The sequence below is a fragment of the Streptomyces sp. NPDC127129 genome, from assembly GCF_042671585.1.
Classification (GTDB): Bacteria; Actinomycetota; Actinomycetes; order Streptomycetales; family Streptomycetaceae; genus Streptomyces.
The window spans coordinates 39,988-66,881 of sequence record NZ_JBHXTV010000011.1; the positions used below are offsets into that span (position 1 = coordinate 39,988).

The 26,894-nt window shown below is 72.7% G+C and carries 20 protein-coding genes; 8 read left to right on the top strand and 12 right to left on the bottom strand.

Features of this window, described 5'->3' with window-relative positions:
* Window positions 1-121: 121 nt before the first annotated feature.
* Entirely contained in the window at window positions 122-1,537 is a 1,416-nt protein-coding gene (locus ACFVGW_RS21550; RefSeq protein WP_385853151.1) for a HEAT repeat domain-containing protein, read from the bottom strand.
* Window positions 1,538-1,801: 264 nt separating this feature from the next.
* A complete protein-coding gene (locus tag ACFVGW_RS21555; RefSeq protein ID WP_383573369.1) occupies window positions 1,802-2,194 on the bottom strand; it encodes an ankyrin repeat domain-containing protein in 393 nt (130 codons plus the stop codon).
* Window positions 2,195-2,514: 320 nt separating this feature from the next.
* On the opposite strand from ACFVGW_RS21555, the gene ACFVGW_RS21560 reads away from it, so the two are divergent.
* Complete coding sequence (locus ACFVGW_RS21560; protein ID WP_046907412.1) at window positions 2,515-2,709, top strand: hypothetical protein; 195 nt, start codon at window positions 2,515-2,517, stop codon at window positions 2,707-2,709.
* A gap of 37 nt (window positions 2,710-2,746) precedes the next feature.
* Window positions 2,747-4,411, top strand: coding sequence for a hypothetical protein (locus tag ACFVGW_RS21565; protein WP_385853152.1), 1,665 nt, complete (start codon window positions 2,747-2,749; stop codon window positions 4,409-4,411).
* 141 nt (window positions 4,412-4,552) lie between these two features.
* On the opposite strand, the gene ACFVGW_RS21570 is transcribed toward ACFVGW_RS21565, so the two are convergent.
* The gene (locus tag ACFVGW_RS21570; RefSeq protein ID WP_383291316.1) at window positions 4,553-6,052 is read right to left on the bottom strand and encodes a PLP-dependent aminotransferase family protein; all 1,500 of its coding nucleotides are present in this window, start codon (window positions 6,050-6,052) and stop codon (window positions 4,553-4,555) included.
* A 101-nt stretch (window positions 6,053-6,153) separates the two neighbouring features.
* Between ACFVGW_RS21570 and ACFVGW_RS21575 the strand changes: the two genes are divergently transcribed.
* From ACFVGW_RS21575 to ACFVGW_RS21590, 4 genes are all read left to right on the top strand, one after another.
* Entirely contained in the window at window positions 6,154-6,834 is a 681-nt protein-coding gene (locus tag ACFVGW_RS21575) for a YitT family protein (protein WP_385853153.1), read from the top strand.
* Window positions 6,831-7,595: a glycerophosphodiester phosphodiesterase family protein gene (locus ACFVGW_RS21580; protein ID WP_352186615.1), complete on the top strand. Its 765-nt coding sequence runs from the start codon at window positions 6,831-6,833 to the stop codon at window positions 7,593-7,595. Before ACFVGW_RS21575 ends, ACFVGW_RS21580 begins: the two co-directional genes overlap by 4 nt.
* Before the next feature lie 41 nt (window positions 7,596-7,636).
* Entirely contained in the window at window positions 7,637-8,992 is a 1,356-nt protein-coding gene (locus tag ACFVGW_RS21585; protein ID WP_383225846.1) for an MFS transporter, read from the top strand.
* Window positions 8,993-9,247: 255 nt separating this feature from the next.
* Window positions 9,248-9,622, top strand: a complete 375-nt coding sequence (locus ACFVGW_RS21590; RefSeq protein WP_026278069.1) for an RNA polymerase-binding protein RbpA — start codon at window positions 9,248-9,250, stop codon at window positions 9,620-9,622.
* A gap of 214 nt (window positions 9,623-9,836) precedes the next feature.
* Here the strand turns inward: ACFVGW_RS21590 and fxsA are convergent, their stop codons facing one another.
* The 4 genes from fxsA to ACFVGW_RS21610 form a co-directional block, all read right to left on the bottom strand.
* A complete protein-coding gene (fxsA, locus tag ACFVGW_RS21595) occupies window positions 9,837-10,430 on the bottom strand; it encodes an FxsA family membrane protein (RefSeq protein WP_385853154.1) in 594 nt (197 codons plus the stop codon).
* Between the two features lie 67 nt (window positions 10,431-10,497).
* A complete protein-coding gene (locus tag ACFVGW_RS21600; RefSeq protein ID WP_383225840.1) occupies window positions 10,498-11,277 on the bottom strand; it encodes a polyprenol monophosphomannose synthase in 780 nt (259 codons plus the stop codon).
* A 452-nt stretch (window positions 11,278-11,729) separates the two neighbouring features.
* The gene (locus ACFVGW_RS21605) at window positions 11,730-13,352 is read right to left on the bottom strand and encodes an amidohydrolase (protein WP_385853155.1); all 1,623 of its coding nucleotides are present in this window, start codon (window positions 13,350-13,352) and stop codon (window positions 11,730-11,732) included.
* A 10-nt stretch (window positions 13,353-13,362) separates the two neighbouring features.
* Window positions 13,363-13,803 (bottom strand): Lrp/AsnC family transcriptional regulator, encoded by a 441-nt coding sequence (locus ACFVGW_RS21610; RefSeq protein ID WP_260231077.1) that lies wholly within the window; start codon window positions 13,801-13,803, stop codon window positions 13,363-13,365.
* Between the two features lie 227 nt (window positions 13,804-14,030).
* Here ACFVGW_RS21610 and ACFVGW_RS21615 point away from each other — a divergent pair, with 227 nt between their 5' ends.
* A complete protein-coding gene (locus tag ACFVGW_RS21615) occupies window positions 14,031-14,399 on the top strand; it encodes a hypothetical protein (protein WP_352186610.1) in 369 nt (122 codons plus the stop codon).
* Window positions 14,400-14,405: 6 nt separating this feature from the next.
* Here ACFVGW_RS21615 and ACFVGW_RS21620 read toward each other — a convergent pair whose 3' ends face one another.
* Window positions 14,406-15,506 (bottom strand): phosphotransferase family protein, encoded by a 1,101-nt coding sequence (locus ACFVGW_RS21620; RefSeq protein ID WP_385853156.1) that lies wholly within the window; start codon window positions 15,504-15,506, stop codon window positions 14,406-14,408.
* A 75-nt stretch (window positions 15,507-15,581) separates the two neighbouring features.
* Window positions 15,582-16,703 carry a hypothetical protein gene (locus ACFVGW_RS21625; RefSeq protein WP_385853157.1) on the bottom strand — a complete coding sequence of 374 codons (1,122 nt, stop codon included), beginning with the start codon at window positions 16,701-16,703 and terminating at the stop codon, window positions 15,582-15,584.
* A gap of 202 nt (window positions 16,704-16,905) precedes the next feature.
* On the opposite strand from ACFVGW_RS21625, the gene ACFVGW_RS21630 reads away from it, so the two are divergent.
* Window positions 16,906-17,181 (top strand): hypothetical protein, encoded by a 276-nt coding sequence (locus ACFVGW_RS21630; protein ID WP_383225829.1) that lies wholly within the window; start codon window positions 16,906-16,908, stop codon window positions 17,179-17,181.
* Here ACFVGW_RS21630 and ACFVGW_RS21635 read toward each other — a convergent pair.
* The 3 genes from ACFVGW_RS21635 to ACFVGW_RS21645 all read right to left on the bottom strand — a co-directional run bounded on the left by ACFVGW_RS21635 (window position 17,144) and on the right by ACFVGW_RS21645 (window position 26,734).
* Window positions 17,144-18,316 carry an acyl-CoA dehydrogenase family protein gene (locus tag ACFVGW_RS21635; protein ID WP_385853158.1) on the bottom strand — a complete coding sequence of 391 codons (1,173 nt, stop codon included), beginning with the start codon at window positions 18,314-18,316 and terminating at the stop codon, window positions 17,144-17,146. The genes ACFVGW_RS21630 and ACFVGW_RS21635 overlap by 38 nt on opposite strands.
* Window positions 18,317-18,516: 200 nt before the next feature.
* Window positions 18,517-18,663, bottom strand: coding sequence for an SCO1431 family membrane protein (locus tag ACFVGW_RS21640; RefSeq protein ID WP_383225825.1), 147 nt, complete (start codon window positions 18,661-18,663; stop codon window positions 18,517-18,519).
* A gap of 109 nt (window positions 18,664-18,772) precedes the next feature.
* Window positions 18,773-26,734, bottom strand: coding sequence for a SpvB/TcaC N-terminal domain-containing protein (locus ACFVGW_RS21645; RefSeq protein ID WP_385853159.1), 7,962 nt, complete (start codon window positions 26,732-26,734; stop codon window positions 18,773-18,775).
* Between the last annotated feature and the right edge of the window lie 160 nt (window positions 26,735-26,894).

Here is a 26,894-nt window from a genome sequence, read left to right on the forward strand (position 1 = left end):
CCCGAAGCCGGACCCAAGGCCGTGCCAGCGCCCCGGCCCCAAGGCGGTACCCGCATTCCGGACCGAAGGCCGTACCCGCATCCCGGACCCGAGGGCGTACCCCCGGGCCCCTCGGCCGGGATCAGACCTGGAGGTCCGGGCCTATCCGGTTGCGGACCGCCGTCTGGACCTCGGCCTCCTCGGCCGGGTCGACCGCGAGCCGCCGCAGTCGCTCCGCGACACGGACGTCGCCGGTCTCGGCGTGCAGCGCCGCGACTTCGCGGGTGGTCTCCTCGCAGTCCCAGAGGCATTCGACGGCGAAGCCCGTCGGGAAGGTCGGGTCGGTGGCCGCGAGGGCACGGGCGGTCCGGCCGCGGAGCTGGGAGGAGGCGGTCTCCCGGTAGACGTGGCGCAGTACGGGGGCGGCGCAGGCGATGCCGAGGCGCCCGGCGCCGTCGACCAGGGTGTAGAGGGCTGTCGCGTCGGGACCCGCGGACCTGACGGTCTCACGCAGGGCTCCGAGGACGAGCGTGGCGTCGTTGGCCACGCCCCGGCAGGCGAGGACGCCCGCGGCGGCGGTGCCGAGCGCGTCGGGCCGGTGGACCCAGCCGCGGGCACGGTCGACGGCGGACTCGCCGCACATCCGCTCGAAGGCGGCGACGGCGGCCTCGGCGACGGTACGGGAGTCACTGCCGGCCGCGGCCTCGATCAGGTCGAGGACGGCGGGGTCGCACGACTCGGCGAGGTAGTGCAGGGCGGCGCAGCGCGCCCCGTCGGGACCGCTGCGGGCGGCCTCGACGATCAGCGGCCGGTCCTCGGGTCCCGCGACGGCGGTGAGGCAGCGCGCGGCGGGCCCGTGCAGCACGGCGCCGCGCTCCAGACCCTCCTGGGCCCAGTCGAAGACCGCCTGGACGCTCCAGCCGGGGCGGGGCCCGCTCGGCCGCATCTGGCGCTGCCAGCGGTCGAAGGAGCCTCGTTCCTGGGCGGCCCTGACCCGGGCGCCGACGGCCTCGCGCCGGTCCTCGGCCCACAGCCGCCACGGGCGGGGCTCGAAGGCGTCCCGTACGGCGCTCGACAGCTCGGCGTCGCCCTCCGGGCCGGCCGGGAAGCGGGCGAGGACGGGCAGGGCGAGGGAGCGGAGGCCCGCGTCGTCGTCGCGCAGGGCCAGCTCGTCGAGGGCCCACGCCCAGTTGGTGCCGGTCGCGGCGTACCGCCGCAGCAGCACCAGGGCGTCCTGGCGGCCGTAGGAGGCGAGGTGCCCGAGGACGGCGAGCGCGAGCCCGGTCCGGTTCTCCTCGGTGTCGAACTGGTCCTCGGCGCCGAAGAGGTGGGCCTCGATCTCCTCGAGCCCGCCGGCGAGGTCGAGGTAGAGCCGTGCGTAGTAGAGGGACCGGTTCTCGACCTGCCAGTCGTGGCGGGGGTCGCTGAGAACGCAGTGGTTCAGGGCCGCGAGGGCCTCGGCACGGGGGGCGGCGAGCGCGTGCAGGGTGCCGTCGCCGCGGCCCCTCTGCAGCAGGCCGAGCAGGGTGCCGCTCGGCGCTATGACTGGATCGAACATGGAAGACGCCTCACATCAAGCTGTCGACACGACCGGAAGTACGGGGCACTGGTGATCGCCTAGGCCACGCAGCAACATGTCGAGCCGCTCGTCGTCCTTCGCTTGGTGTTGACCATCTTCCTCTGCCTCTCGTCGGTGGCCCCTTGCGGGCCCGTCGTCATGATGACCCAGCCATTTCGCCACCGCGACCACATTTACGACACGGCTCTCACCTGGGGTTCAGTGTCCGTTCACCCGGATCGCGCCCCGATCTTCACCGGGACCTCACCGGGCGCCGAACAGCTCCAGGAGTTCTGCCTTCCCAAACATCCGAGCAGTATCCACGGCGGACGGAGTCCCCGCTTCCGGATTTGCCCCGCCGGCCAGCAGCGCGCGGACGACGGCGTCCTCGCCCTTGAAGACCGCGCCCGCGAGCGGGGTCTGTCCGCGGTCGTTGGCACGGTCGCCGTCGGCACCCCGCGCCAGCAGGGCGGTGACCGCGTCGGCGTGCCCGTGGTAGGCGGCGAGCATGACGAGCGAGTCGCCCCGGTCGTTGGTGAGGTCCGCGGGGACCCCCGCGTCGAGGTACGCGGCCAGCGTCTCGGCGTCCCCTGTGCGCGCCAGGTCGAAGACCTTGCCCGCCAGCTCGACGACCTCGGGGTCCGGAGTCTCGCTCATCGGACGTACCCGCCTCTCTCTCCACGGAACTGTGACGCCCGCACGGCATCCGCGGCCGTACGAGTGAATCGACAGGGTACTGCCCGTCCGGCGACATGACGCGGGGCGTCCACGGCAAAGATCACCGCAGCTCATCCGGGACGCGAGCGCCTCCCGCGCTAGCGCGCCCGGCGCGTTTCGCCACCCGGGCGACACCTCCGCATCCGCCAGTCAAGTGAAATCGCCCGACATTCACCCATATGCACCTTTAATCGCATAGATACTTGCTGTGAACCTGGAAGGACTCATGGTGACTGTCCCCTCAACCAGGAGAACACCTCATGATCCTGTCCATCTCAGGCGTGGTCCTGCTCGGCATCATCTGCTTCCTGTTCTTCAAGAAGGACGGGATGAAGGCGTCCCACGCCCTCGTCAGCGCGCTGTTCGGCTTCTACCTCGCGGGCACCGCCATCGCCCCGAGCATCACCGCAGGCGGCCAGAGCCTCGCCAGCCTCTTGGGCGGGATCAAGTTCTGACGCCCGACAGTCCCTTCCACAACTCCAGGAGTACGACGTGGCCCGGCGACCACTCCCCCGCATTCTGAGCAGCGGCAGCGACCGGATCGCTCGCAGTCGAGAGATCGCGCGCACGGCCGCCGACAGCGCCACCGATGTGCTCCATCCGCTGATCACGATCACTCGTGGTCTGCGGAGGCTGGCCGCGACCGCGCGTGCCAGGTGGGCCGCGACCCCCAAGGAGCGGCGCGGTCCCACGCTGCTCCTGGTCGCGGCCTGCGTCCTCGTCGTCGCGCTCGTCCCCTACGGTCCGCTGCTCGCCCTCGTCACGGTGATGGGGGCGGCCGCGTGGACGGGCCGTGAGCGCCCGGTCGTCAAGACCGGGCCCGACGACTCGGAGATCGAACGCCTCAAGGGCCTCTACGAGGCCCTGGTGCCCTACTTCTCGGTCCCCGAGGACCCCGCTCCCCTCTTCGCCCACGGGGGCGACTGGAGCGGCGCCTTCGGGGACCACGCCTTCGACGAGAGCGGACGCCTGACGCGCCTGCGGATCAGGTACCCCGCGTACTTCACCGACGGCGAGGCCGCCTCGCGCGCCCGGATCGAGCAGCTGCTGCACGCCAAGTCGGGCCGCGGCCGCGAGTACCTCTTCGACTGGGACGAGGAGGGCAACCAGCTCGTCATGAGCGTGCTGTCCGCCCTGCCGACGACGATCGCCGCCCAGCGGTTCGTCACCGTGCCCGGCGAGACCGTCCTCGGCTTCACCGACGCCGATGCCGTCCAGCGGACCGTTCCGGTCCTCGCCGCCGACGGGGAGGAGGACGCGCCCTCCGTGGTCTGGCGCACGGGCCCGCGCTCCACCGAACCGCACCTGCTGGCCGTCGGTCAGCCCGGCAGCGGCACGACCTCGCTGCTGCGCTCCGTCGCCCTGCAGGCCCTGCCGCACGGCGACGTCCTGATCATCGAGGGCAGCGGAACCGGCGAGTACGCCTGTCTGACCGGCCGCGCCGGTGTCCTGGCCGTCGAGTGCGGTCTCGCGGGCGCGCTGGCGAGCCTGGAGTGGGCGGCGCACGAGACGGAGCGGCGGCTCATCGCGGCGAACCGGGCCCGACAGGCGGGCCGTCCGGCCCCCGACGACACCCGGCGCCCGCTGTGGATCCTGCTCGACCGGCCGAGCATCCTCGGTCACCTGGCGGCGGCCGACGGGCGGTGCGACCCCCAGGAGCTCCTCCAGGTGCCGCTGCGGCACGGCCGGGCCGCGCAGGTCACGGTGGTGGTGGCGGAGCAGTTCGACAGCGTGGACACGCTGAGCGAGACGGTACGGACGCACACCCGCGCCCGGGTCGTGCTCGGCCCCGCGTCGCCGGACCAGATCGAGTGGGTCCTCGGCACCACCCCGCACACGACACCGGTCCCGGTCGTTCCCCCGGGCCGCGGCTACGCCCGCCTCGGTACGGGGCCGGTCCTGCGCCTTCAGGTGCCGGCCACGCCGGACCCGTACGACGACGCGACGAGCGAGGCGCACCGCCAGGCCGTCCTGGCGCTGCTGCCGGAACGGCTGGACGCGACGGCGACGGCGGTCCCGGCGGCACCCGGCTCGGCACCGGAACCGGAACCGCAACCGGACTCGCAACCGGCGCCGCCGGCGACGACGAAGCCGTCGGCCCCTGGCCCCGCCCTGGACCTCGGCCCGACGCCGAGCCCGGTTCCGGCCGAGGGCTGACCGCACACCGGGCCCCTGAGGGCATCGGTTCCGCTGGGGCGGTGGGGGTCTCCCACCGCCCCAGCGGCACGAGTGCCCCCACACGCAGGCACCCCGCGCGCAGGCACCCCACACGCCGGTCTCCCCCGCGCGGGGTGGTCCCTACGCCACGAACGCCCGGGGCTGTTCGTTGCCCGTGCCCGCGCCCGACTCCACCAGCCGGGCCGCGGCCGCCAGACGGGACGCCGCCTCCACGGCGACCGGGCCGCCGACGGTGAACGGCAGCCGCACGTACCCCTCGAAGGCGCCGTCGACACCGAACCGCGGCCCCGAGGGGACCCGCACGCCCACGCGCTCACCGACCTCCGCGAGCCGCGAGCCGGAGAGTCCGCCCGTGCGGACCCAGAGCGTCAGGCCGCCGGCCGGGACGTCGAACTCCCACTCCGGCAGCTGCGCACGCACCGCGGAGACCAGCGCGTCCCGGTTCTCGCGGGCCTGCGTACGGCGGATGGTGACCGCCTGCTCCCAGCCGCCCGTCCTCATCAGCCAGTTGACGCCGAGCTGCTCCAGGACCGGGGTCCCGAGGTCCGCGTAGGCCCGGGCCGCCACCAGGGAACGGATCACGTCGGGGGCGGCGCGGACCCAGCCGATCCGCATGCCCGCCCAGAACGCCTTGCTCGCGGAGCCGACCGTGAGCACGGTCGCGCCGGCCGGGTCGAAGGCACAGACCGGCCGGGGCATCTCCGTACGCTCGTCCAGATACAGCTCGGACATCGTCTCGTCGACGACGAGCACCGTGCCCGCCGAGCGCGCCGCGTCCACGAGCTGTCGACGCTGGTCCTCGTCGGCCAGCGCGCCGGTCGGGTTGTGGAAGTCGGCCACGACGTACGCGAGGCGGGGGGCCGCGTCCCGCAGCACCTGGCGCCAGCGGTTCAGGTCCCAGCCGGCCAGCCCCTCGGCCATGGCCACCGGCACGAGCCGGGCGCCCGCCTCCCGCATGAGCTGGAGGATGTTGGCGTACGACGGAGACTCGACGGCGATCCGCTCGCCGCGTCCGGCGAAGAGGTGGCAGATGGCGTCGATCGCGCCCATCGCGCCGGTGGTGACCATGATCTGCTCGGGCATGGTCGGGATGCCGCGCTCGGTGTACCGGTCGGCGAGCATCTGCCGCAGCGCGGGGAGCCCCGCCGGGTAGTCGCCGTGCGTGTGGGCGTACGGCGCCAGTTCCTCCAGCGCGCCCTGGACGCTCCGGGTGAGCCAGGGCTCGGGCGCGGGCAGCGCCGCGCAGCCGAGGTCGATCATCGAGCCGAGCGACTCCGGCGGCAGCGGTTCGAGGCCGCGCGCGGGCAGCGGATTCCCGGCCGGTACGGCGGTCCAGCTGCCGGCCCCCCGCCGGGACTCCAGGAACCCTTCGGCGCGCAGCGCCTCGTAGGCGGCCGCCACCGTCGTACGGCTCACGGTCAGCGCGACCGCGAGCTCGCGCTCGGCGGGCAGCCGGGCCGCGACCGGCACCCGGCCCTCCAGGACGAGGAGCCGGATCCCGTCGGCCAGCGCACGGTAGGCGGGCGGCTTGCGCGTGCCCGGCCCGGCCGGCCTGGGCTGCTGCGCCTGGAGCTGCCGAGCGAGCTGAGCCGGCCCGACGGCAGAAGTCCACTGAGCCATGGAATTCAGTCCACCTTCCTCGAATTGGCCATGGTTGGCATCCGATCCCCCGCCACAGAGTGTCATGAGTCAGTCCACCACCACCACACAGGGGGCACCACTTGTCCATCGCCTCCGGCCTCCGCGGCCGGCTCACCGGCCGTCATGTGCCCCGCCGGCTCACGCAGCTGTACATCGGACTCGCGCTGTACGGAATCAGCTCGGCGCTCCTGGTGCGCGGCGGCCTCGGCCTGGAGCCCTGGGGCGTCCTCCATCAGGGCCTGGCCGAAAGGACCGGACTGACCATCGGCGTCGTCTCGATCATCGTCGGGGCGGCCGTTCTGCTGCTCTGGATCCCGATCCGGCAGAGGCCGGGTCTCGGCACCGTCTCGAACGTCTTCGTCATCGGTGTGGCCATGGACGGCACCCTCGCCCTGGCCCCGGAGATCGACGGGCTCGCCCCGCGGATCGCCCTGCTCGTCCTCGGCATCGTCCTCAACGGAGCGGCGACCGGGCTGTACATCGCCGCCCGCTTCGGGCCGGGGCCGCGCGACGGCCTGATGACCGGCCTGCACCGGCTCACCGGCCGTTCGATCCGCCTGGTGCGCACGGCGATCGAGATCGCCGTCGTCGCCACCGGCTTCCTGCTCGGCGGCTCGGTCGGCGCCGGCACGGTCCTCTACGCCCTGGCCATCGGCCCCCTCGCCCAGTTCTTCCTGCGCCGCTTCGCCATCCCCGAGCAGGACACGAGCAGCACCGTGGTCGCCTCCGGGACACCGAAACAGGCCATACTGCGGCCGTGACTCGCGTACGCCACCCCTACCTGGACCATCCGTCCCCCATCCCGTTCGCCCATCGCGGCGGCACGGCGGACGGCCTCGAGAACACCGCGGCGGCGTTCCGCCGGGCCGCGGCGGCCGGATACCGCTACTTCGAGACCGACGTGCACACCACCGCGGACGGCGCGCTGGTCGCCTTCCACGACTCGACGCTCGACCGGGTGACGGACACCGGCGGGCGGATCCGCGACCTCCCGTGGGACGCCGTCCGCGAGGCGCGCGTGGCCGGGAAGGAGCCGCTGCCGCTCTTCGAGGAGCTGCTCGAGGAGTTCCCCGAGGCCCGCTGGAACGTGGACCTCAAGGCCGAGTCCTCCCTGGTCCCGCTGGTCGACCTGATCCGCAGGACCGGCGCGTGGGACCGGATCTGCGTCGGCTCCTTCACCGAGAGCAGGGTGGCCCGGGCGCAGCGCCTGGCCGGACCCCGTCTCGCGACCTCGTACGGCGTCAAGGGCGTCGCCGCCCTGCGCCTGCGCTCCCTCGGCATCCCGGCGGCACTGCGCGCGGGCGCGGTCGCGGCGCAGGTACCGGAGCGCCAGGGCGGCGTCACGGTCGTGGACCGCCGTTTCGTGCGCGAGGCCCACGCCCGGGGGCTCCAGGTGCACGTGTGGACGGTCAACGAGCCGGAGCGGATGAACTCTCTCCTGGACCTGGGAGTGGATGGCATCATGACCGATCATCTGGAGACGCTGCGCGCAGTGCTGACCGACCGGGGCGTGTGGGTCTGAGCGCGCATCCCGCCACGGGGACGAACGAGGGGGCCGCGGTCTTGACTGCCGACACCACAGAGCCGGAGCTGCCCGCCGCAGATCCGGCCGAACGCAGACGCGAGCAGCGCGGCTGGTACTTCTACGACTTCGCCTGCTCGGTGTACTCGACGAGCGTGGTCACGGTCTTCCTCGGCCCCTACCTGACGGCGGTCGCCGAGTCGGCGGCGGACGGGGACGGCTTCGTCCATCCGCTGGGCATACCGGTGCGGGCCGGCTCGCTGTTCGCGTACGCCGTCTCGGCCTCGATCCTGCTGGCCGTCGTGGTGATGCCGCTGGTGGGCGCGGTGGCGGACCGTACGGGCCGCAAGAAGCCGCTGCTCGCCGCCGCCGCGTACACCGGCGCGGCCGCCACGCTGGGCATGTTCTTCCTGAGCGGCGACCGCTATCTGCTGGGCGCGTTCCTGCTCATCGTGGCGAACGCCTCGCTCGCGGTCTCGATGGTGCTCTACAACGCCTATCTGCCGCAGATCGCCGAGCCGGACGAGCGGGACGCGGTCTCCTCGCGCGGCTGGGCGTTCGGCTACACCTCGGGGGCGCTCGTCCTCGTCCTCAATCTCGTCCTGTACTCGGGCCACGAGTCCTTCGGGCTCTCCGAGGGAGCGGCGGTGCGGATCTGTCTCGCCTCGGCCGGACTCTGGTGGGGGGCCTTCACCCTCGTACCGCTGCGGCGGCTGCGCGACCGGCACGTCCAGCCGCAGGGCGAGGGGACGGTCGGCGGGGGCTGGCGGCAGCTGGTGGCCACGCTGAAGGACATGCGCCGGTATCCGCTCACGCTGTCGTTCCTGCTGGCCTACCTCGTCTACAACGACGGGGTGCAGACCGTGATCTCCCAGGCGTCGATCTACGGCTCCAAGGAACTGGGGCTCGACCAGACGACGCTGATCACCGCGGTGCTGCTGGTCCAGGTGCTCGCGGTCGCGGGCGCCCTCGGCATGGGGCGGCTGGCCCGCTCGTACGGCGCCAAGCGCACGATCCTGGGTTCGCTCGCGATCTGGACACTCATCCTGGGCGCGGGGTACTTCCTGCCGGCCGGCGCGCCGGTGGCGTTCTTCTGCCTGGCGGCGGCGATCGGTCTGGTGCTCGGCGGGAGCCAGGCGCTGTCGCGGTCGCTGTTCTCCCACCTCGTCCCGCGCGGCAAGGAGGCGGAGTACTTTTCGGCCTACGAGATGAGCGACCGGGGCCTGAGCTGGCTGGGCCCACTGGTGTTCGGGCTCGCGTATCAGCTGACCGGGAGCTACCGAGATGCCATCATCTCTCTGGTGATCTTCTTCGCGGCCGGTTTTGTCCTGCTCGCGCGGGTACCGGTACGGCGTGCCGTGGCCGCCGCGGGCAACCCGGTGCCGGAGCGGATTTAGACGCGGCAGTGAAAGGCCGGTAGTGTACGCCTTTGGCCTGCCAGGCGGACCGTTACTGCGTGCTGCTTTGGTGAAGACGCTGGGTGACATCTGCTGTCAGATGTGACAAACCGGGCACTGGTGGGTAGAACAAGGGGCGGCACGACGGGCGACGCATGACCCGGAACGGGAATCTTTACCGCCGACCGGACGTTGACCGGATGACGACGACAGCGACACCTGTCCTGTGGGCGACAAGCCCGGGAGGCACGATTCATGAGTGAGCGAGCTCTTCGCGGCACGCGCCTCGTGGTGACCAGCTACGAGACCGACCGCGGCATCGATCTGGCCCCGCGCCAGGCCGTGGAGTACGCATGCGAGAAGGGCCATCGTTTTGAGATGCCCTTCTCGGTGGAAGCGGAAATTCCGCCGGAGTGGGAGTGCAAGGTCTGCGGCAGCCAGGCACTCCTGGTGGACGGGGACGGCCCCGAGGAGAAGAAGGGCAAGCCGGCGCGAACGCACTGGGACATGCTCATGGAGCGGCGCACCCGCGAGGAGCTGGAGGAGGTCCTGGCCGAGAGGCTGGCGGTCCTTCGTTCCGGCGCCATGAACATCGCCGTGCATCCGCGCGACAGCCGGAAGTCCGCCTGACGGACGGCACGGCCCGAGCAACGCCGCGGGGCCCGGTACACCTTGTGTGTACCGGGCCCCGCGGCGTTTTTGCCGTTCGTCCCCGTTGACGTTCGTCCCCGTTGACGTTCGTCCCCGTTGACGTTCGTCCCCGTTGACGTACGCCCCCGCTGCCCTGCGGACTGCGGGGACGTACGTCACGGTGGGGACGGCGGGCGTCACGGTGGGCACGGCGTCACTGCGTCAGCGGCGGATTGGGCTCCTGGGCCCGCCGGGGGCCCTGGGGGGCGTCGTCGCGGATGACCTCACCCTGCACGACCTTCCCGTCGGGCCGGTGGATCCGGGCCTGCTGGAAGGCGTCCTGGAGGCTGCCCGGCGATGCGGCGCTCATCCTGCGCTCGGCGACCTTGTCGGCGTACCTGCCGAGGAGGGAGCGGACCGGCGGCACGAGCAGCAGCAGACCGACCGCGTCGGAGATCAGGCCGGGGATCATCAGCAGCAGGCCCCCGAGCATCAGGAAGCCGTTGCGGTCGCCCGCGCCGACGCGCTCGGCACCGGTCGGCGGGACGCCGGACTGTGCCGCCGCCTGGGCCTGCTGGAAGGTCTCGGTGAGGTTCCTGAAGGCCCGCCGGCCGGCCCGCTTGATCACCACGGCGCCGAGAACGGCTCCGCCGACCAGCAGGCCGAAGACGGCGAGCCCGCCCACAGCGTCCGCCACCGCGATGAGCAGCCAGATCTCGAGGACCAGCCAGGCGGCGAGGGCCAGGGGGAGAAACGTACGCGCGCGTGAGCGCTTGGGGGCGAGGGAAGGCGTGGCGCCGGTCGTCATGTCCCCCAGTGTGCCTGGACCGTCGCAGGAACGTCGTAAAGGGGAGATCAGCCCCGGTCGGCGGTCCTCAGCCCGCGGACTTGCGGCCGAGCAGCTTGCCGACCTTGTTCGCACGGGCCGTCAGACCCCAGCCGGTGACCCGCCACAGCGCCTCGACGACGATGTTGCGGCTCATCTTCGAGTCGCCGATCTCGCGCTCCACGAAGGTGATCGGGACCTCGACGACATGGAAGCCTGCGGCGACGGCGCGGCGGGCCAGGTCGACCTGGAAGCAGTAGCCGGCCGAGGCGACGTCCTCCAGGCCCAGGCCCTCCAGGGTCTCCTTGCGGAAGGCCCGGTAGCCGCCCGTGACGTCGCGGATCGGGACGTCGAGCATGACGCGCGAGTAGAGGCTGCCGCCGCGGGAGATGAACTCGCGGGACTTGGGCCAGTTCACGATGCGGCCGCCGGGGACCCAGCGGGAGCCGAGCACGAGGTCGGCGCCCTTGAGGGCGGTCAGCAGCCGGGGCAGCTCCTCGGGCTGGTGCGAGCCGTCGGCGTCCATCTCGACGAGGACGCCGTAGCCGTGCTCGATGCCCCAGCGGAAGCCGGCGAGGTACGCGGCCCCGAGCCCCTCCTTGCCCTTGCGGTGCAGGACGTGGACGTGGTCGTCCTCGGCGGCGATCTCGTCGGCGAACTTGCCCGTGCCGTCGGGGCTGTTGTCGTCGGCGACGAGGATGTGCGCCTCCGGTACGGCCGCCCGTACGCGCGAGACGATCGGCTTGATGTTCTCCGCCTCGTTGTAGGTCGGAATGATCACCAAGGCTCTGCCGAGCGGGCCGTACCGCCTCTGGCCACCGTCGTTCACTGCTGCCCCTTCGGATACATACGCGAACCCCCACCATAGCGAGCCCCGCGCACGACTCCGTCGCGGCGGGGCAGATTGTGGGCGGGACGTCGCGCGGGACACCGCGCATGGCGTGCGGATCGGGGCCCGGCGCCCTTCGGGCCGACCTGGAACCCGCTGGCTGCGGGTCGACCGAGAGCCGTTGTCTACTGAACGTCCGGGCCCCACCCGGGTCGCACCTTCCGCCGGGAAAAAACCTTCCCTCGCCCCCGAGGCACGGGCGCTGAACCTGAGGTTTGGAACCGGTCGGACGTCCTGTGGTGGACGCGGGAGAACCTACCCGCCCCTGGAGGTTCGCTGTCAACACTCGTTTGACCTGCGGAGATGACCGATACTGCCAGGTCAGTGGGGAGGATCCGCAGGCCGTGGACGAGCCGGTTGATCATCGATCGGCGGTACGGAATGTCCCTACGTCACCCGTTCAGCCGGTCGAAGACCGTTTGTCCGAACACCACCGTGCGCAGACAGACGGGAAGGTCGCCGCCGGGTGTCAGATCGGGCAGACCGGGCGTTCCGGAGCGGGGGTCGGTCGACCAGCGGGCCACCCGGTCGTCCGGGGCCTGGACGACCAGTTCCTCGGCGCGCCAGATCGCGTAGTCGGCCGGTGCGCCCGGGACGAGCGTGCCGGCGTCGTCGCGCCCGACGGCCCGCCAGCCGCCCCGCGTGTGGGCGGTGAAGGCGGCACGGACCGAGATCCGGTGCTCGGGGGTGCGGTGGAAGGCGGCGGCGCGGACGGTGCCCCAGGGGTCGAGCGGGGTGACCGGGCTGTCGGAGCCGAAGGCCAGCGGGACGCCGGCGCGGAGCAGAGCGGCGTACGGGTTGAGCGTGCGGGCGCGCTCGGCGCCGAGGCGATCGGCGTACATGCCGTCCTCACCGCCCCAGGCCGCGTCGAAGGCCGGCTGGACGGAGGCGGTCAGCCCGAGTTCGGCGAAGGCGGCGATCGTCTCGGGGGTGAGCATCTCGGCGTGCTCGACGCGATGGCGCGCGGCACGGATCCGGGCGAGGCCCAGCTTCTCCGAGGCGGCCCGGACGCCGTCGGTCACGGCCGTGACGGCCGCGTCGCCGATGGCGTGGAATCCGGCCTGGAGGCCCGCTTCGGTGGCGGCGACGACATGGGCGGCGACGGTGGCGGCGTCGAGGTGGGAGACGCCGTGGTGCGCGGCGTCCGCGTACACGTCGTGGAGGCAGGCCGTGTGGGAGCCGAGCGAGCCGTCGGCGAAGAGGTCGCCGGCCGCGCCGACGGCGCCGAGGGCGCGGGCCCGGTCGACGTCGAGGTCGGCCCAGTAGCCGACGACGCGCGGACCGGCCTCCGCGCGGGCGAGGTCGAGCAGGCCGGTGAAGTCGTCCTCGGAGGAGATCTCCGGTCCGCCGCACTCGTGCAGGGTGCCGATCCCGAGGGAGGCGGCGTGCCGGCGGGCCTCGCGCTGGGCCTCGGTCCGCTGCCGGGGCGAGAGGGCCGCGTAGGCGGCGGCGCGGACGGCGTGGTGGGCGTCGCCGGTCAGCGGCTCGCCGTCGCGGAAGCCGGTGAGGTCGCGGATGCCGGGGACGAGGTCGAGCAGGGCCGTGGTGACGACGGCGGAGTGGACGTCGATCCGCGTGAGGTAGAGCGGCCGGCCGCCGGTCAGTTCGTCGAGTTCGTCGCGGCGCGGTGCGCGGCGCTCGGGCCAGCGCGCGGCGTCCCAGCCGTGCCCGATGAGGATGCGGTCGTCGGGGCGGGCGGCGGCGTGGCCCCGGATCAGCTCCGCCGCCTCGGCGAGCGAGGAGGCGGAGGTCAGGTCGAGGCCGGTGAGCGCGAGACCGGTCGCCGTGGTGTGGACGTGGGCGTCGACGAACGCGGGGGTGACGAGCGCGCCTTCGAGGTCGACGACCTCGTCCACGCCGGAGGTGAAGGCGTCGGCCGCCCCCTCGGAGCCCACCCAGGCGACGTGCCCCCGTTCGACCACCATGGCGGTGGCGAACGGGTCGGCCGGGCTGTGGACGTCTCCACCGCGCAGCAGGACGGTGCGGTGCTCGCTGTCGATACGGGTCTCGCTCATGGTGACCAGGCTAGATGCGCGGCGGCCTGGCTTCGTACGGGGTCGACAGGACGACCGTGGTGCGGCTGGAGACGCCCGCCTGGGTACGGATGCGGGTGAGCAGGTGTTCCAGCTCCAGCGGGGTCGCGACGCGCACCTTGAGGATGTAGTTCTCGTCGCCCGCGACGCTGTGACAGGCCTCGATCTCCGGGATGTCGGCGAGCCGGTCCGGGGTGTCGTCGGGCGCGCTGGGGTCGAAGGGTTTGACCGAGATGAAGGCGGTCAACGGCAGTCCGACGGCCTCCGGGTCGACGACGGCGGCATAGCCGCGGATGACCCCACGCTGCTCCAGCCGGCGGACGCGCTGATGTACGGCCGAGGTGGACAGGCCCGTGGCCTTGCCCAGGTCGGTGTAGCTCATGCGCCCGTCCCTGACGAGCAACTCGACGATCTGACGATCCAGCTCCTCCATGCGGTCAACCTATTGCCCCGGGAGACCATCGGCACAGCCGGGGGGCCTGTCGCTATAGACGTCTATGGGCACCCGCGAGGCACCTGCGAGGAGCATGTGACGAACGCCACAGGTTTGTGGGCAGCTCGATCGAGACCTCACGGTTATGCGGGTGGCCGTATGGGAATTGCTTGCTGTGGTCGAGGCCATACGTACTTCGGTCGACCCACCCGAGGGGGAGATTCACCATGCAGGAGCCTGTCGATTCGGTCGAGACGACCGACGAGCTCGACGCCTACGACACCTTCGAGATGTACCGGGTGATCTGCCCGGACTGCGTCCAGCCGATCGCGCTGCTCGCGGACGAGGACGTGCTGCCGGAGCACGCGCTGTGCCCGACGCCGTGGAACCCGTTCGTGCTGACGGTCTGCCCCGGCACCGGCCGTGCCGCGTCCGACGCGCGCCCCGCGGACGAGACGCTGGAGGTCCAGGAACAGGACACCGCGCTCCTGCTGACGCTGCCCCAGGGTCTCGACTGGCGGACACAGCCCTTCTCGCACGTCGGCGGTCCGGGCTCGCGTCCGATCAAGGTGCCGCAGATGCGGCGCGCGGCGTAACGACGCCTACCAGTAGCTTCCCCGCACCATCGCCGCGAGCGTGGCGTGGTGCAGGATCAGGCTGTCGACATTCTCGCCGGTCCCCGGCACCTGTACCTCTCCGAAGTGCGCCTGGCGGTACGCGACCCTGAGCATCACGATCGCGTGCCGCAGCGCCGCGTAGAGGGTGTGGAACTCCATGTCGCGCGGTGTGTGGCCGGTGAGGGCCGCGTACCGCCGTTCGACCGCGTCGCGGCGGAGGAACCCGGGCAGCCCCGGCTGGCCGAAGCTCACGGTCAGGTCCTGGAAGAAGCGGTGCAGGTAGACGGTCCAGCCGAGGTCGACCTCGCGGGGGGCGTAGCCGGCCATCTCCCAGTCGAGCACGGCCGCGGGTTCGAAACCGTCGTAGACGATGTTCCCGATGCGTGCGTCGCCCCAGTTCAGGACGGCGGGGCCCTCGTCGGCGGGCCAGTGCGCCTCCAGCCAGTCGAAGGCCGACTCGATGAGCGGGGAGGGCGCGAGTCCTTTCACGACCCATGTGTAGTAGGCGCGTTGGGCGTCGACATGGCGCCGCAGCGGGCTCCCCGTCCCCTCGGGGAGCAGGAACTCCGCCTCCTTCGCCGGGAACTGGTCGTGCAGCCTGGCCAGGACGGAGACGGACTCGGCTTCCAGCCGCGCCCGTTCGGCGTCGGTGGCCGAGTGCAGCCAGTTCCCCTCGTACGTGTAGGGCATGACGTCCGGCGGGACGCGGCCCTCGGCGCGGGCCATCACGAAGAACGCGGCGCCGAGCGGTCCCGGGTCGCTCTCCAGCCAGAGGACGCGCGGGACGGGGACGTCGGTGTGCTCCCCCACCAGGCGCATCACCCGGTGCTGCCGCTCCATGTCGTAGACCGGGAAGATCGTGTACGCGGCGGGGTCGGCGGCCAGCCTCAGCGCGCAGCCCCGCACCGGGGCTTCGGGGTGCTCGATGTCGAAGAGCAGGGTCTCGCTGGACATGCCGTTGGATCCGGGCACGGCGAGCCCGGTGACCCGGGCGCCCGGAAGGCGGTGGTCGAGCCAGCCGGTGAGCCGGCGGCCCAGCTCCTCGGGGTCACGGGTGGTGGTGCGCGGGCGGGGGGCGGTCGCCATGAACTCACTCCTCTTGTCGGGGCCCGGTTCACCTCCGGGCGCTTGCTGCCGCGCTCTTCGGCTCACATTCCTCGGTCAGTCGGCCGTGGAGGTGTGGTCGGCGAAACCGCTGGGGTCGTGGCGGCCGAAGGAGCCGTGCTCGAAGATCCCGTAGCCGGTACGCCCTTCGAGCGTGAAGCGGGCCGCGTGGTCGGTGACGCCGAACGCGGCCATGGGGTGCGCCGCCGGGTCGGAGAGGTCGTAGACCCTGCGGTCGGTCCAGTCGCGGCCCTGCCAGGTGCCGTGCTGCCAGTCGGCGGCGGGCGGGTAGCCGGCACCGACGGCGAGCGGGGAGGAGGCCAGGATCTCGACGTCGACCTCCAGGGGCTTGCCGGCCGGGTCGGTGAGATGGACGACGGCCCGCTCGGGGTGGCGGGTGCCCGTGCGGTACGTGATGTCGGTGCGGGGCCAGCCGAGTTGGACGTCGCGCCGTCCTTCGCGTACGAGCAGCGCCTCGCTGAGGGTGCGGAAGCCGTCGGCGTCCTCCTGGGCGATGACCATGAGGAAGCGGTCGTCGAAGCGCATGGGTATCCAGAGCCAGTGGAAGCCCTCCGGCCGGAACTCGTCGGCGCGGCCGGCCTCCTCCCCCGGTATCGGCCGTACGCCCCAACTGCGGTCGCGGGTGCCGGTCCACTCCCCCGCGGTGACGGTGAACTCCTCGCCCCCGGCCCGGATGGTGCCCGCGCAGTGGCCGGCCTGGACGAAGCGGCGCCCTTCGAGGGTGAGCCGGTCGCCGCGGCGCTGGGTGTGGTGCGGCTCCCAGACGGCCGGGAAGTCGCCGGTCCAGGTCAGGTCGAAGGAGAGCCCTTCGGGACCGCACGGGTCGGCGTCGCAGTGCAGGGTGAGCGCCTTCAGAGGTTCGTCGACGACGATGCGGAGCGGGCCGACGGCGAGGTTCGTCCGGTCGTCGCCGAGCGCGTCGGAGGCCCGGACGGCGTGCAGCCGGTCGCCGACGCGGAGGGTGGCGTAGGCGTCGACGACCCCGGTGTTGGGGTAGACGCCGAGCCCGGCGATGAGCAGGGCGCGGCCCACGTGGTCGAAGACGTGGAAGATGCAGCGGTCGTAGACGTTGCGGTCGCCGCTGACGTGGTGCTTCATCGAGAGGGGCGCCTGGTGCACGGGGTACTCGTCGAGCGCGACGGGCCGGTCTTCTGACACGTGTGACCTCCTGGACGGCAGCGGGATCTGACGGTAAGTCAGAAGAGCTGTCGGGGGCCAGAGTCGTGCGGTGACGGATCGGACGGCGCGAGCGCCTGGACGGCCGCCCGCCCCGCCCGGCACCGACCCCGGGTAACCCCCGAACGCCTCCTCGAATCCCCCCGGCGGTGACCCCGTCCCGGCGAGTCGCGTTGGGACAGTCATGACATCGCTGTACACCGCCCCCATCGGCAGCGGCCGTCGGCGCCTCGCCGAGCCGCGCTTTGAAGAATCGGTTCCGCAACCGACGCCGCCCGCCGTCGCCGACCCGCCCATCTACAAGGCGCTGATCAGCCAGTGGGCCAGCCACGGCCGGACGCTGCCGGGCCGCACCGACCAGGAGTGGAACCGGCTGACCGCCGCCCCGGTCTGGGCGGACCGGACCGTCCGCGTGAGCGGCGTCAGCGGGACTCTGGTCCGACAAGCCGGCGCGCGATGACCATCCGCTGGATCTGATTCGTGCCCTCGACGATCTGCAGCACCTTCGCCTCGCGCATGTACCGCTCGGCGGGGAAGTCCGCCGTGTAGCCGTAGCCGCCCAGCACCTGCACCGCGTCCGTCGTGATCCGCATGGCCGCGTCCGTGCAGAAGAGCTTCGCCATGGCCGCCTGACGCCCGAAGGGCCGGCCCTCGTCGCGCAGGCGGGCCGCCTCCAGGTACAGCGCACGGCCCGCCTCGATGCCGGTCGCCATGTCCGCGAGCAGGAAGCGGAGCCCCTGGAAGTCCGCGATGGGCCGGCCGAACTGCCGCCGCTCCCTGGCGTACGCGACGGCGACGTCGAGCGCGGCCTGCGCCACGCCCACGGCACAGGCGGCGATTCCGAGGCGTCCGGAGTCCAGGGCGGAGAGCGCGATCGCGAACCCCTGCCCCTCCTCGCCGATCCGGCGCGCGTCGGGGATCCGCACCCCGTCGAGGTGGAGCTGGGCGGTGGGCGAGCCCTTCATGCCCATCTTCCGCTCGGGCGCGGCCGCGCTCAGGCCCTCCGCGTCGCCGGGCACCAGGAACGCGGTGATCCCCGCCGGGCCCTCCACGCCCGTGCGCGCCATGACCGTGCAGAAGTCGGCGATCCCGCCGTGGGTGATCCACGCCTTGGTGCCGGTCAGGACCCAGTGGTCACCGTCCCGGACGGCCCGCGTCCGCAGCGAGGCCGCGTCCGATCCGGAGGCCGGCTCGGAGAGGCAGTACGCGCCGAGGAGACCGCCGCCCAGCATCGACGGCAGATGGGCGGCCCGCTGCTCCCCGGTCCCGAAGTTCGCCAGGGCGTGGCAGGAGAGCGAGTGCACGCTGACGCCGAGCCCGACGGTGAGGCGGGCGGCGGCCAGCTCTTCGAGGACCTGCAGGTAGACCGCGTAGGGCTGGTCACCGCCGCCGTACTCGGAGTCGTACGGGAGTCCGAGCAGTCCGGAGGAGGAGAGCAGCGAGAAGACCTCGCGCGGGAAGTGGCCCTCGGCCTCCTCCTCGGCGGCGCGGGGTGCGATCTCCCGCTCGGCGATCTCACGGACCAGGGCGAGCAGCTCCCGGGCCTCCTCGGTGGGCAGCCGGCGTTCCACGGTCTGCGGGGCGTGGTCGGGCATGGCGGCGCATCCTCCCTCTCGGGCGCTGCGGCGGTGCGCGCGGGTGACGCGGCGCCGCCGTCGGTCACTGCTGCGCCGATGCTGCCCCCGGCGGTTCGCGCGCGGGGGCGCCCGGCGCCCGTGGCGCAGGGAGTATGCCCGTTCGGCGGCCCGCGATCACACGGGGCGACGCCTCGGGGGCCGGCCCGGGGCCCGGGCGATCACATCAGGCCGGCCTGGGTGACGAACATGGCGAGGACGACGACGAGGGTCCAGCCGAGGACGTGCTCGAGGATCTTCGGCCCGTCGTCCTTGGGGCCCCCGGTGCGGGCACGGGCGCGGGCGGCGGAGTGGGTGGTGGCGGTCATGGCGCCACAGTGCCAGTCGCGGACGGCCCCGGAGTAGGACGCCGGTCACGGTCCCGGGGCGGGCCGGGCGGAATCCTCCGGCCGGTGGCCCGTACCGGCGCGGGCACCGTCAGTAGTTGTACGGATGGAGGGCGGGGGAAAGGTTGAGCTTGCCGTACGGCATGGTCTGGAGCAGCCTCCTCGCCGCCGGCCCGATCGGCAGGTAGGCGTCCTTGAAGGCTTCGCTGCCCTCGAAGGGAACCCCGCGTCCGAGGTTCACCGCCTCCTCGTGCGTCGCGCCCCGGAACTCGAACCATTCGTGCTGGAGTGCGGCCTCGATGCGGGTCGCCAGGCGCGCGGTGTTCCACTGCGTCCAGTTCTTCACCTGCTTCACGATGCCCGTCTCCAGCCCGATGCCGCCCTCCGCCACCGAGCCCGTCTGGTTGCGGCCGATGTCCTTGCCGTGCGGGTCCAGGACCTTGCGCTTCGGATCGCCAAGAGTGGCCGAGTTCCGCTGCAGGCCCACCCCGCGCTGCTGCTCGGCGACACCCACCCGGTCCAGGAACTCCGTGGCCATGGAGTTGACCTTCGCCTGGAGTTCGCCGGTCAGGCCCGGCGCCCTCAGACGGCCCGCGTTCGCCTTGCCCGACATCGTGCCCTTGGACGGCGACGCCGCCTTGAACGCGCCGGCCTCCGCGAGCATCGGGATCACCGCCTGCCCGAACTCCTCCATGGCCCCCTGCCCCTCCGCCAGGTGCTTGCCCGCCCCTCGGCCGTCGCCCCGGTCGAGGGCGTCCGAGGCCGCGACGGGGGCGCCCACCAGCGCCACACCCAGGTGGTAGAGCGGGTTCATCTCGGCCGTGTCCTCGCCCAGCTTCGCGATGCCCGCCTCCGCCACCTTCCACGGGCTCGCCCCGCGCTTGTGCGCCGCCACCATGGCGCCGCTCGCGTGCCAGGAGGTCGAACCGCTGAGCGCACGCAGGGTGGCCGCGGTCTTGCCCTCCTTGCGCGCCACCTCACGGACCTCCTTGACCTCGGTGGCGACCTTCTCCACCACCATCTCCGTCACCTTCAGCGGCGCGGTCACGGGATTGAGCAGCGCGGCCTTGTCCGCCAGCGCCGCGACACGTGTCTCGGCGTAGCCCATGAGCACGGCTCCTGCGGTCTTCGCCGCGCCCTTGGGGTCGCTCAGGAACTTGTCGACCATCGCGGGCCATCTGCCGGTGTCGTCCTTCATCCCGATCGGATCGCCGTCCGCGTAGGCGTACAGATCGGGTCCGCCGGTCACTCCCGAGGGGTCGCCGCTGATCCAGCGGGCCAGCCACGGCGCGTAGTACCGCGAGCCCAGGAGGCTCAGGCCCGTCTCCTCGTCGCGCTCCCCGCCCAGGTACCGGTAGCGCTTCGCCGTCGACCGGATCGCGCTGTTCTCGGCCTCGTAGGCGACCGTTCCGTAGGGGTGCCACTCCTCGTACGAGACGGTCCGCGCGCGCTCGTCCAGTTCGAGCGCGGCGGAGCCGAGGTGGTTCTCGTACTGGTAGCGGTACAGGGCGCCCACCGGGAGCCGGGGGTTGTCCGAACGCAGGACGTCGTCGACGAGCAGCAGCCGGCGTGCGCCGTCGGCCACGTGGATCGACTCGATCTCCTCCACCACCCGGCCGCCCGCGAAGCGGCGGTGGATGTCGAGGCCGCCGAGCTGGATCCGGCTCCACTCCAGCCGGGTCCCCGCCCCGTCCTCCGCGGCCTTGCGGGTCCGCTGATCGCCCGAGTCGTACTGGTAGTAGATCCGGCCGCCGCCGCCCCGGTCGCACAGGCGCACCAGGTCCCTGCGGTCCCAGCGCAGATGGAAGTCCGCGGGCGTGTTCTGGAAGTTGAGGAGGTTGCCGTGCGCGTCGTGCCGGTGCAGGACGGGGCGCGCCGCGCCCCCCGGGACCGTGGTGGCCAGCCGGTTGCCGTCCGGCACGTAGGTGTGCGCGCGTGTCCAGCTCCCCAGGGGCCCGGCCGCGTGCCGCACGCGTTCGATGTTTCCCACCGCGTCGTAGCCGTACGTCTCGGTGTATCCGCGCAGCGCGTCCGCCTCGAGGACCGGGAAGCCGGTCCGCCGGCGCGGGGCGGTCCCGGGCGCGGGCGGGCCGGTGGCCCGTGCGTTCTCGCGGCCGGTGGCCGAGACGAGCCGGTACACGGCGTCGTACACGAACCGTTGGACCGGATCCACACGCTGGTTGGCGAAGAACTCGGGCTCGAAGGCGTCGTCCCGGATCTCGGTGACGTTCCCCACCGGGTCGTGGGTCGAGGTGAGGTGCTGGAGGACGCGCGCGCCATGGGTCGTGCGGATCGACGTCAGCCGCATGCTGTCCCGGTCGTACGCGTACGTGGTCGTGGTGCCGTTCCCGTACCCCGCCGACCGCCGTCGGCCCTGGGCGTCGTACACCACGGCGGACACGACGGCCGTGCGCCGGGTGTCCGCGCCCGCGACGTGGCCGCCCGCCGCCTTCACCGCGCCCACGACCAGCTCATGGCTCGCGAGCAGACCCCGCTCTCCGTACGTCAGTTCGTGCACCGCCACGCGACTGCCGGTCCCCCGGTGCCAGTTGTACAGCCGCCGCCGGTTGCCCAGCGCGTCGTACTCCGCGACCTGCTCGTAGCGCTCGGTCTCCAGCCGCGCGTCCGGGTCGGCGCCCTGCCAGTCGGTCGCGGCGGCACGATGGTCCGCGACGAGCCGGCGGCTCACCTGGAGCACCTGGCCGCCGAAGTCGGCGCGTTCGGTGACCGTCAGGCCCGCGGAGTCGTAGTGCCGGTGGAGCCGCCCGCAGAGGTTGCGCTCCTTGGCCGAGGCCACCGCCGTTCCGTCGCCGCTCCCGGCGTCGAGATAGCCGTACCGGGCGATCATCTCCGGCGGCCCGTCGTCCACGGTCAGCCACTGCTCCACCGGCCGGCGCAGGACGTCGTACACGGTGCGCAGTCGCCTCTCCTCGGGGATCAGCTCTCCGCCGGTCTCGTCCTGCCGGTCGCCGGGGTCCCAGGCCAGCAGCGTCTCGCCGGCGCCGTCCGCGAGACGCCAGCGGTCCCCCGTGTCCGTGCCGTGTGCCGAGAGCAGGTTCCCGGCCAGGTCGTAGCAGGGAGCGCTGCCGGCCGGGAAGCTCTCGGGGTGTGCCGGGTCGGGTTCGTCGGCCCGGCGCGCGGGCTTCGGCGGCCGGATGTGCTGCACGATCAGGTTCCCGCGGGCGTCCCTGGTCCACAGGGGTTTGCCCTCGGCGTCCAGCTTCGTGTACGTCGCGTACCGCTCCTCCCGCTCCTCGCCCGCCTCGTCGCGCCACCGGTTGTGGGCGACGGCGAGCACCTCCCGGCCCAGGCTGTCCAGCACGGTGAGTGCCGGGGTGCCCGCGTGCGCGGCGGCCAGTTCGGCCGCCCGGCGCTGTGCTTCGGGCGCACCGGGGGCCGTGCGCGCGGCGAACCAGGCGTTGCCGGGGTCGCCGACCGTGTCGTTCGGGTCGTGGGCCACGACGTGCCAGGGCGAGAACTCCACCCGGCTGACGGTGCCGTCGGGCTGCTCGACGCGCACCGTGCGGCCCAGCGCGTCGTAGTACGTGACCGAGGTGACGCCCTCCTTGCGGGGTTCCTCGAACCGGTGCCCCACCTCCGGGTCGCTGAAGTACGGCTCGTAGGCCAGCACCGGCATCGCCTTGTTGTTCACGACCGTACGACCGCTCGCGAGCCAGCGCGTGGGCCCTCCCGGATTCTCCGGCTCGGCGAGGGACTTGGTCGACAGGACGGCGCCGAGCCCGTCCGAGTACGCGAAGGAGACGCTGAGGGGGCTCCGCTCGTCCGGCGACAGCCGGCGTACGTGTTCCGCTCGGAGCAGGGAGCAGACGCACGGCGGCTGCCGCTCCCAGACGGTGGTGCCCTCCGGCGTCGTGCGACGGCCGGCGTCGTGGACGTAGCGGGCCGTCGCGTTCCCGAGCCATTCGCGGGCCGCCGCCTCGTCGAGTGCGGAGGCGTCGAAGAAGGCGTCCAGCTCGTCCTGCGGGGGATCGGCGAGGGCCGGGGTCAGCAGGCCGAGGTCGTCGGCCTCCTCGCCCTTGCCGCGGGCCGCCACGGCGACGGTCCGGCCGAGGATGTCGAACGCGGCCTCCGACACGTTGTCGTTCGGGTCCAGGACGGCGGTCGGGGCCAGGACCCGGAAGTCGAACCGCAGCACGCGCGTGCGGTTGCCCGCGGCGTCGGTGCTGGTCTCGACGAACAGGTCGCGGGTGTCGCGGGTGAGGACGGCGACGTTCCCGAAGGGGTCGGTGTGGTTCACGGGCAGGTAGAAGTGCCGGGCCGCGTCCGGTGCGAACCCAGACCTCCCGGACCTCAGCCAGTACTGTCCGGTGTGCTCCTCGCCGGGGAACAGTTCGGCGAGCGGCGCGCCGCCGGCGTACCCGGTTTCCCTCCCGTCGGCCAGGAGATCCCGTACGTCCTCGGTGAAGCGGTCGCCGAGGACGGCGGCGAGCAGGTCGTCGGTGAGGGCGAGCCGGTACTCCTCGTACGGAAGCGCCAGGCGCGGCAGTGTGCCCAGGGGGGCGGGCCGTTCGAGCGCCGGGTCGGTGTCGTCGGTGAACAGGGTGCGCCGGTGCTCGACGAGCCGCTTGCGGGCCCCGTCGGCGGGAGCGGGCAGCAGGTGGTAGGGCTGGTCGGGTACGGCGGTCAGGCGCGGGTCCGGCGGCTGGTGCACGGAGCTGAGCGCGAGGCCGAGCAGCTCGGCGGCACCGAAGTAGGGGCCGTCGCGCGGGCTCACGCCCGTCACGTCGTGGACGAGGGTCTCGCAGGGCACGGGGATCCGGTGGTGATCCACGTCGTCGCCCTCGTCCTCCGCGCCGTCCGCATCGGCAGCCTCGGCGGTGAACCGCGTCTCGGTGTAGGCGAGATGGAGCTCGCTCTGGACCTCGCGCACCAGGCCGACCGCGCCGTCGTCGAGCGTGTCGTCCTCGAAGCGGCCTGTCCGGGGGTGAACGGCGGTGACGGACTGCAGGACGTGCCCCTGGGCGTCGAAGCGCAGCGGCAGGGTGTGACTCACGCGCGGATCGAGGGAGAGAGGGGAGGCACGGAGATCGGCTTCGTAGGCGAGGGACACGGATTCGCCGGGCGGCACGAGGAAGACGGCGTGCCGGTTCGTCCCCCGGCGCTGAAGGCAGTGGACCCTCGTCCCGTGGGACTGCGCGCTCAGCAGCCTCACCGGACGGTGGGTGCCGGATTCCAGCGCCTCCGGATCGAGTTCGTACGTCTCCTGTCGGACCATCAGTCCTTTCCGGGCCCGGGCGGCCTGGCGGAGTTCCTCGGGGTCGAGGTTCCCCGGCTCGATCCGCGAGGCGGGCTCCGGCTCCCGGAAGGGTCCGGCACGCGCCCCGGCGAAGAATTCGGCCGCGTACCGCGAAAGCCCCGTCGCCGGACCGTCGGCACCGGTGTCGTACCAGGTCACGGTCTTGACCGGTGGCTGGTAGAGGGTCCGGTCGGTGGTGGTGAACGGGCCGTCCGGCTGGGACGAGGCGAACGTGCCGAACGATTCGGTGTCCACCCGCTCGACCCGGCCGAAGCCTCTGAACTCCCTCTCGACACCGTCGAAATGCCCGTGGTGGTAGGAGTGGGCGGTGGTGAAGACCGTGCCACGCCACCGGTCGCTCACCGTGATGCGTGAGACGCAGTGCACGGGGAAGGGCAGCCGTGTCAGCCACAGGGCGCCCGCTCGCCGGTCTTCGAGGTAGTAGTGCGTCGAGGGGGTGTACGCGATGTCGGTGCGCGCCCCGAGGTTGTTGCGGAAGCCGGTCAGCAGGTGGGGTTTGCGGCCGCCCATGAGGTCCACGTACCGCAGGGGCGCGTGGGCGTCCGCCGGGTGCGGTGAGGCCCACACCAGGCAGGCGGTGCCGGCGCCGAGCAGATCGAGGACCGCGACGGTGACGGAGCTGTCGTAGCGCGGCACGTCACGCATCCACCGGGGGCCGCTCCACGCGTTTCCGGACTGGTTGAAGTACAGGGAGACGCCGTCACCGGTCAGATAGAGCAGGTCGGTGGTGCCGGAGCCGTCCACGTCGGCGAACCGGATCCGCGCGGCGTCGAACAGGTCCGGCGCGTCGAGGACGGGGGCTCCGTCCATCGTGACCTTCCTGCCGAACCGCCCGTGTCCGAGGTTCGGCCAGTAGCAGACCTCACCGTTCCGCACCTGTACGAGATCGCTGAGACCGTCGCCGGACAGGTCCACGAGTGCCACGGCCCGGCGCGGGTCGGCGAAGAGCAGCCGGGGCCCCCGCTCCTCGTCGAAGGGCAACGACGTCTGGCGCGCCGGGCCGAAGCCGTTCTCGCCCAAGGACTCGTACCAGGTCAGCGCGGAATCCTCGGCGGTCAGCAGGTCCGTCAGGCCGTCACCGGTCATGTCGGCGAAGCGGAGCCGGGGATCCGACCAGTCGAGTACGGGGAGGGAGGCGAAGGGCCGGAAGGGTTCCCACTCCCCGGGGACGGTGCGTTCGTAGAACCCGGGGACGGGGCCGGCGAAGGCGGCGAGGTCCAACTGCCCGTCGCCCGCGAGGTCCAGCAGCTGCCGGGTGCCGGTGGCCAGCCCCGGCTGGACCGGCGTGCGCGCCTCGGCGGCACCACCGGTGAAGGTCGGCCCGGCCGGCACGGTCGACTCGGTGTCGCCGCCCGCCGGTACGTCGCCGACCGGTACGTCGCCGGACGGTTCGGACAAGCCGGTGTTGCGACGGTAGAACCATGCCCCGCCGACCTCGGTCAGCAGGCCGGTGAGCCCCTCGCCGTCCAGATCCGCCCACTGGGTGCGGCGGCCGTCGACCGGTCCCGAAGGCGCGGCGTCGGCGGAGGCCGGGACCGTGTGGACGGTCTCGTCGATCCGGGGCGTGCTGTATTCGAGGTCGAGCGGGGGCAGGGAGCTCGACCGGTACCCGGAACCCGAACGGACGTAGCCGCGCTGCGTGATCCTGGTGAGGAAGGAGTACACCGGTCCGGGTGCGTTCTCGGTGCTCTCCGGCAGCTCGTAGGTGAAGTCGGTGGAGCCCACCAGGCAGTCGCGGCCGACCCCAGGCTCCTCGGGGAAGTGATGGAACATCAGGATCCGTCGGCACAGCCGGTAGGTGCGGACCTCGAATCCCGCACGGTACGAGGAGAAGGGGTCGGGTCGCGGGTCCCACACCCCCTCGGGTTCCCGCGGCAGCGGATTCGTCGCGTCGTGCTCGCCGTAGTCGAGGACGACCTCGAACATCCAGTCCGCCGCGGCGCGCGAGGCCGCCGACAGGAACCGGGGCCGCCGGCCCCGGTCGTCGAGCAGCGGCTCACGGTTGCCGTAACGGATCCGCTTGAGGTGGCGGGCTGCGCACCGCAGCGGGCTGTCGCGGTCGCCCCGGTTGCGCTCGTGGGCCCGGGAGAGATCCACCTCCCGGCCGTCCTCGCGCCCGTAGTCGAACAGCAGGGCCTGTCCCCGGTCGTCGCGCCGCTCGCAGATCAGCCAGCTGAAGACCCGGCCCGGGTCCTCGGGGTCGCTGACGCGTGAGTCCTCGTCCCCGCCGTAGACGGTGAGCACGTTGTCCGCGGACAGCACCCGCCAGTGCGCCTCGTGCGTCTCCTCGTGCGTCCAGCGCTCGATGCGCGCGAAGGCTCCCTCGACGCGCGGGCGGTACCGCTGCACGGTGAAGCCGTCGACCGGTGCGCGGTGCGGGGCGCCGTCGGGGCGCAGCTCGGGCACCAGGTCCTCGGCGCCGGGCAGCAGGAACACGTCCTCCTCGGCACCGCCCTCCGCGTACCGGGGAATCCCCTTGTCGGTCTTGCGGGTGATGGCCGGGACCGACAGGGACCAGCCGATGCCGAAGATGCCGTTTCCCGCGCCGGAGTCGTACGACAGGCCGAGTTGGGGGCCGAAACCCATGCGGCCAGGGGAGGTGGGGACGGGGACGCCGAACGACCCGGTGCCGGTCACCGGGTCGGCCCCGAACTTCTCCCCCATGCCCCGGACCGCCCCGCCGCCCTTCGGCAAGCTGATGTGGGGCGCCTCGGGCCGGAAACCCGGGTCGGCCGGTGAGCCTGCGGCGCCGGCACCCTGGGGTTCAGGTGCCATGACGCCTCCCGCCGATCGGAGAGTTCCGTTGCTCCATCCGGGTGCACTGACTCGAACGTACCTCCGCGCCGGGCCCCCTGCATGCGGAGTCCGCGGGCGGTGGCGGCCGATCCGCGCGCTGCACGGCAGACGGCCGAACATCGCTCGCGGCGGCAGTGGC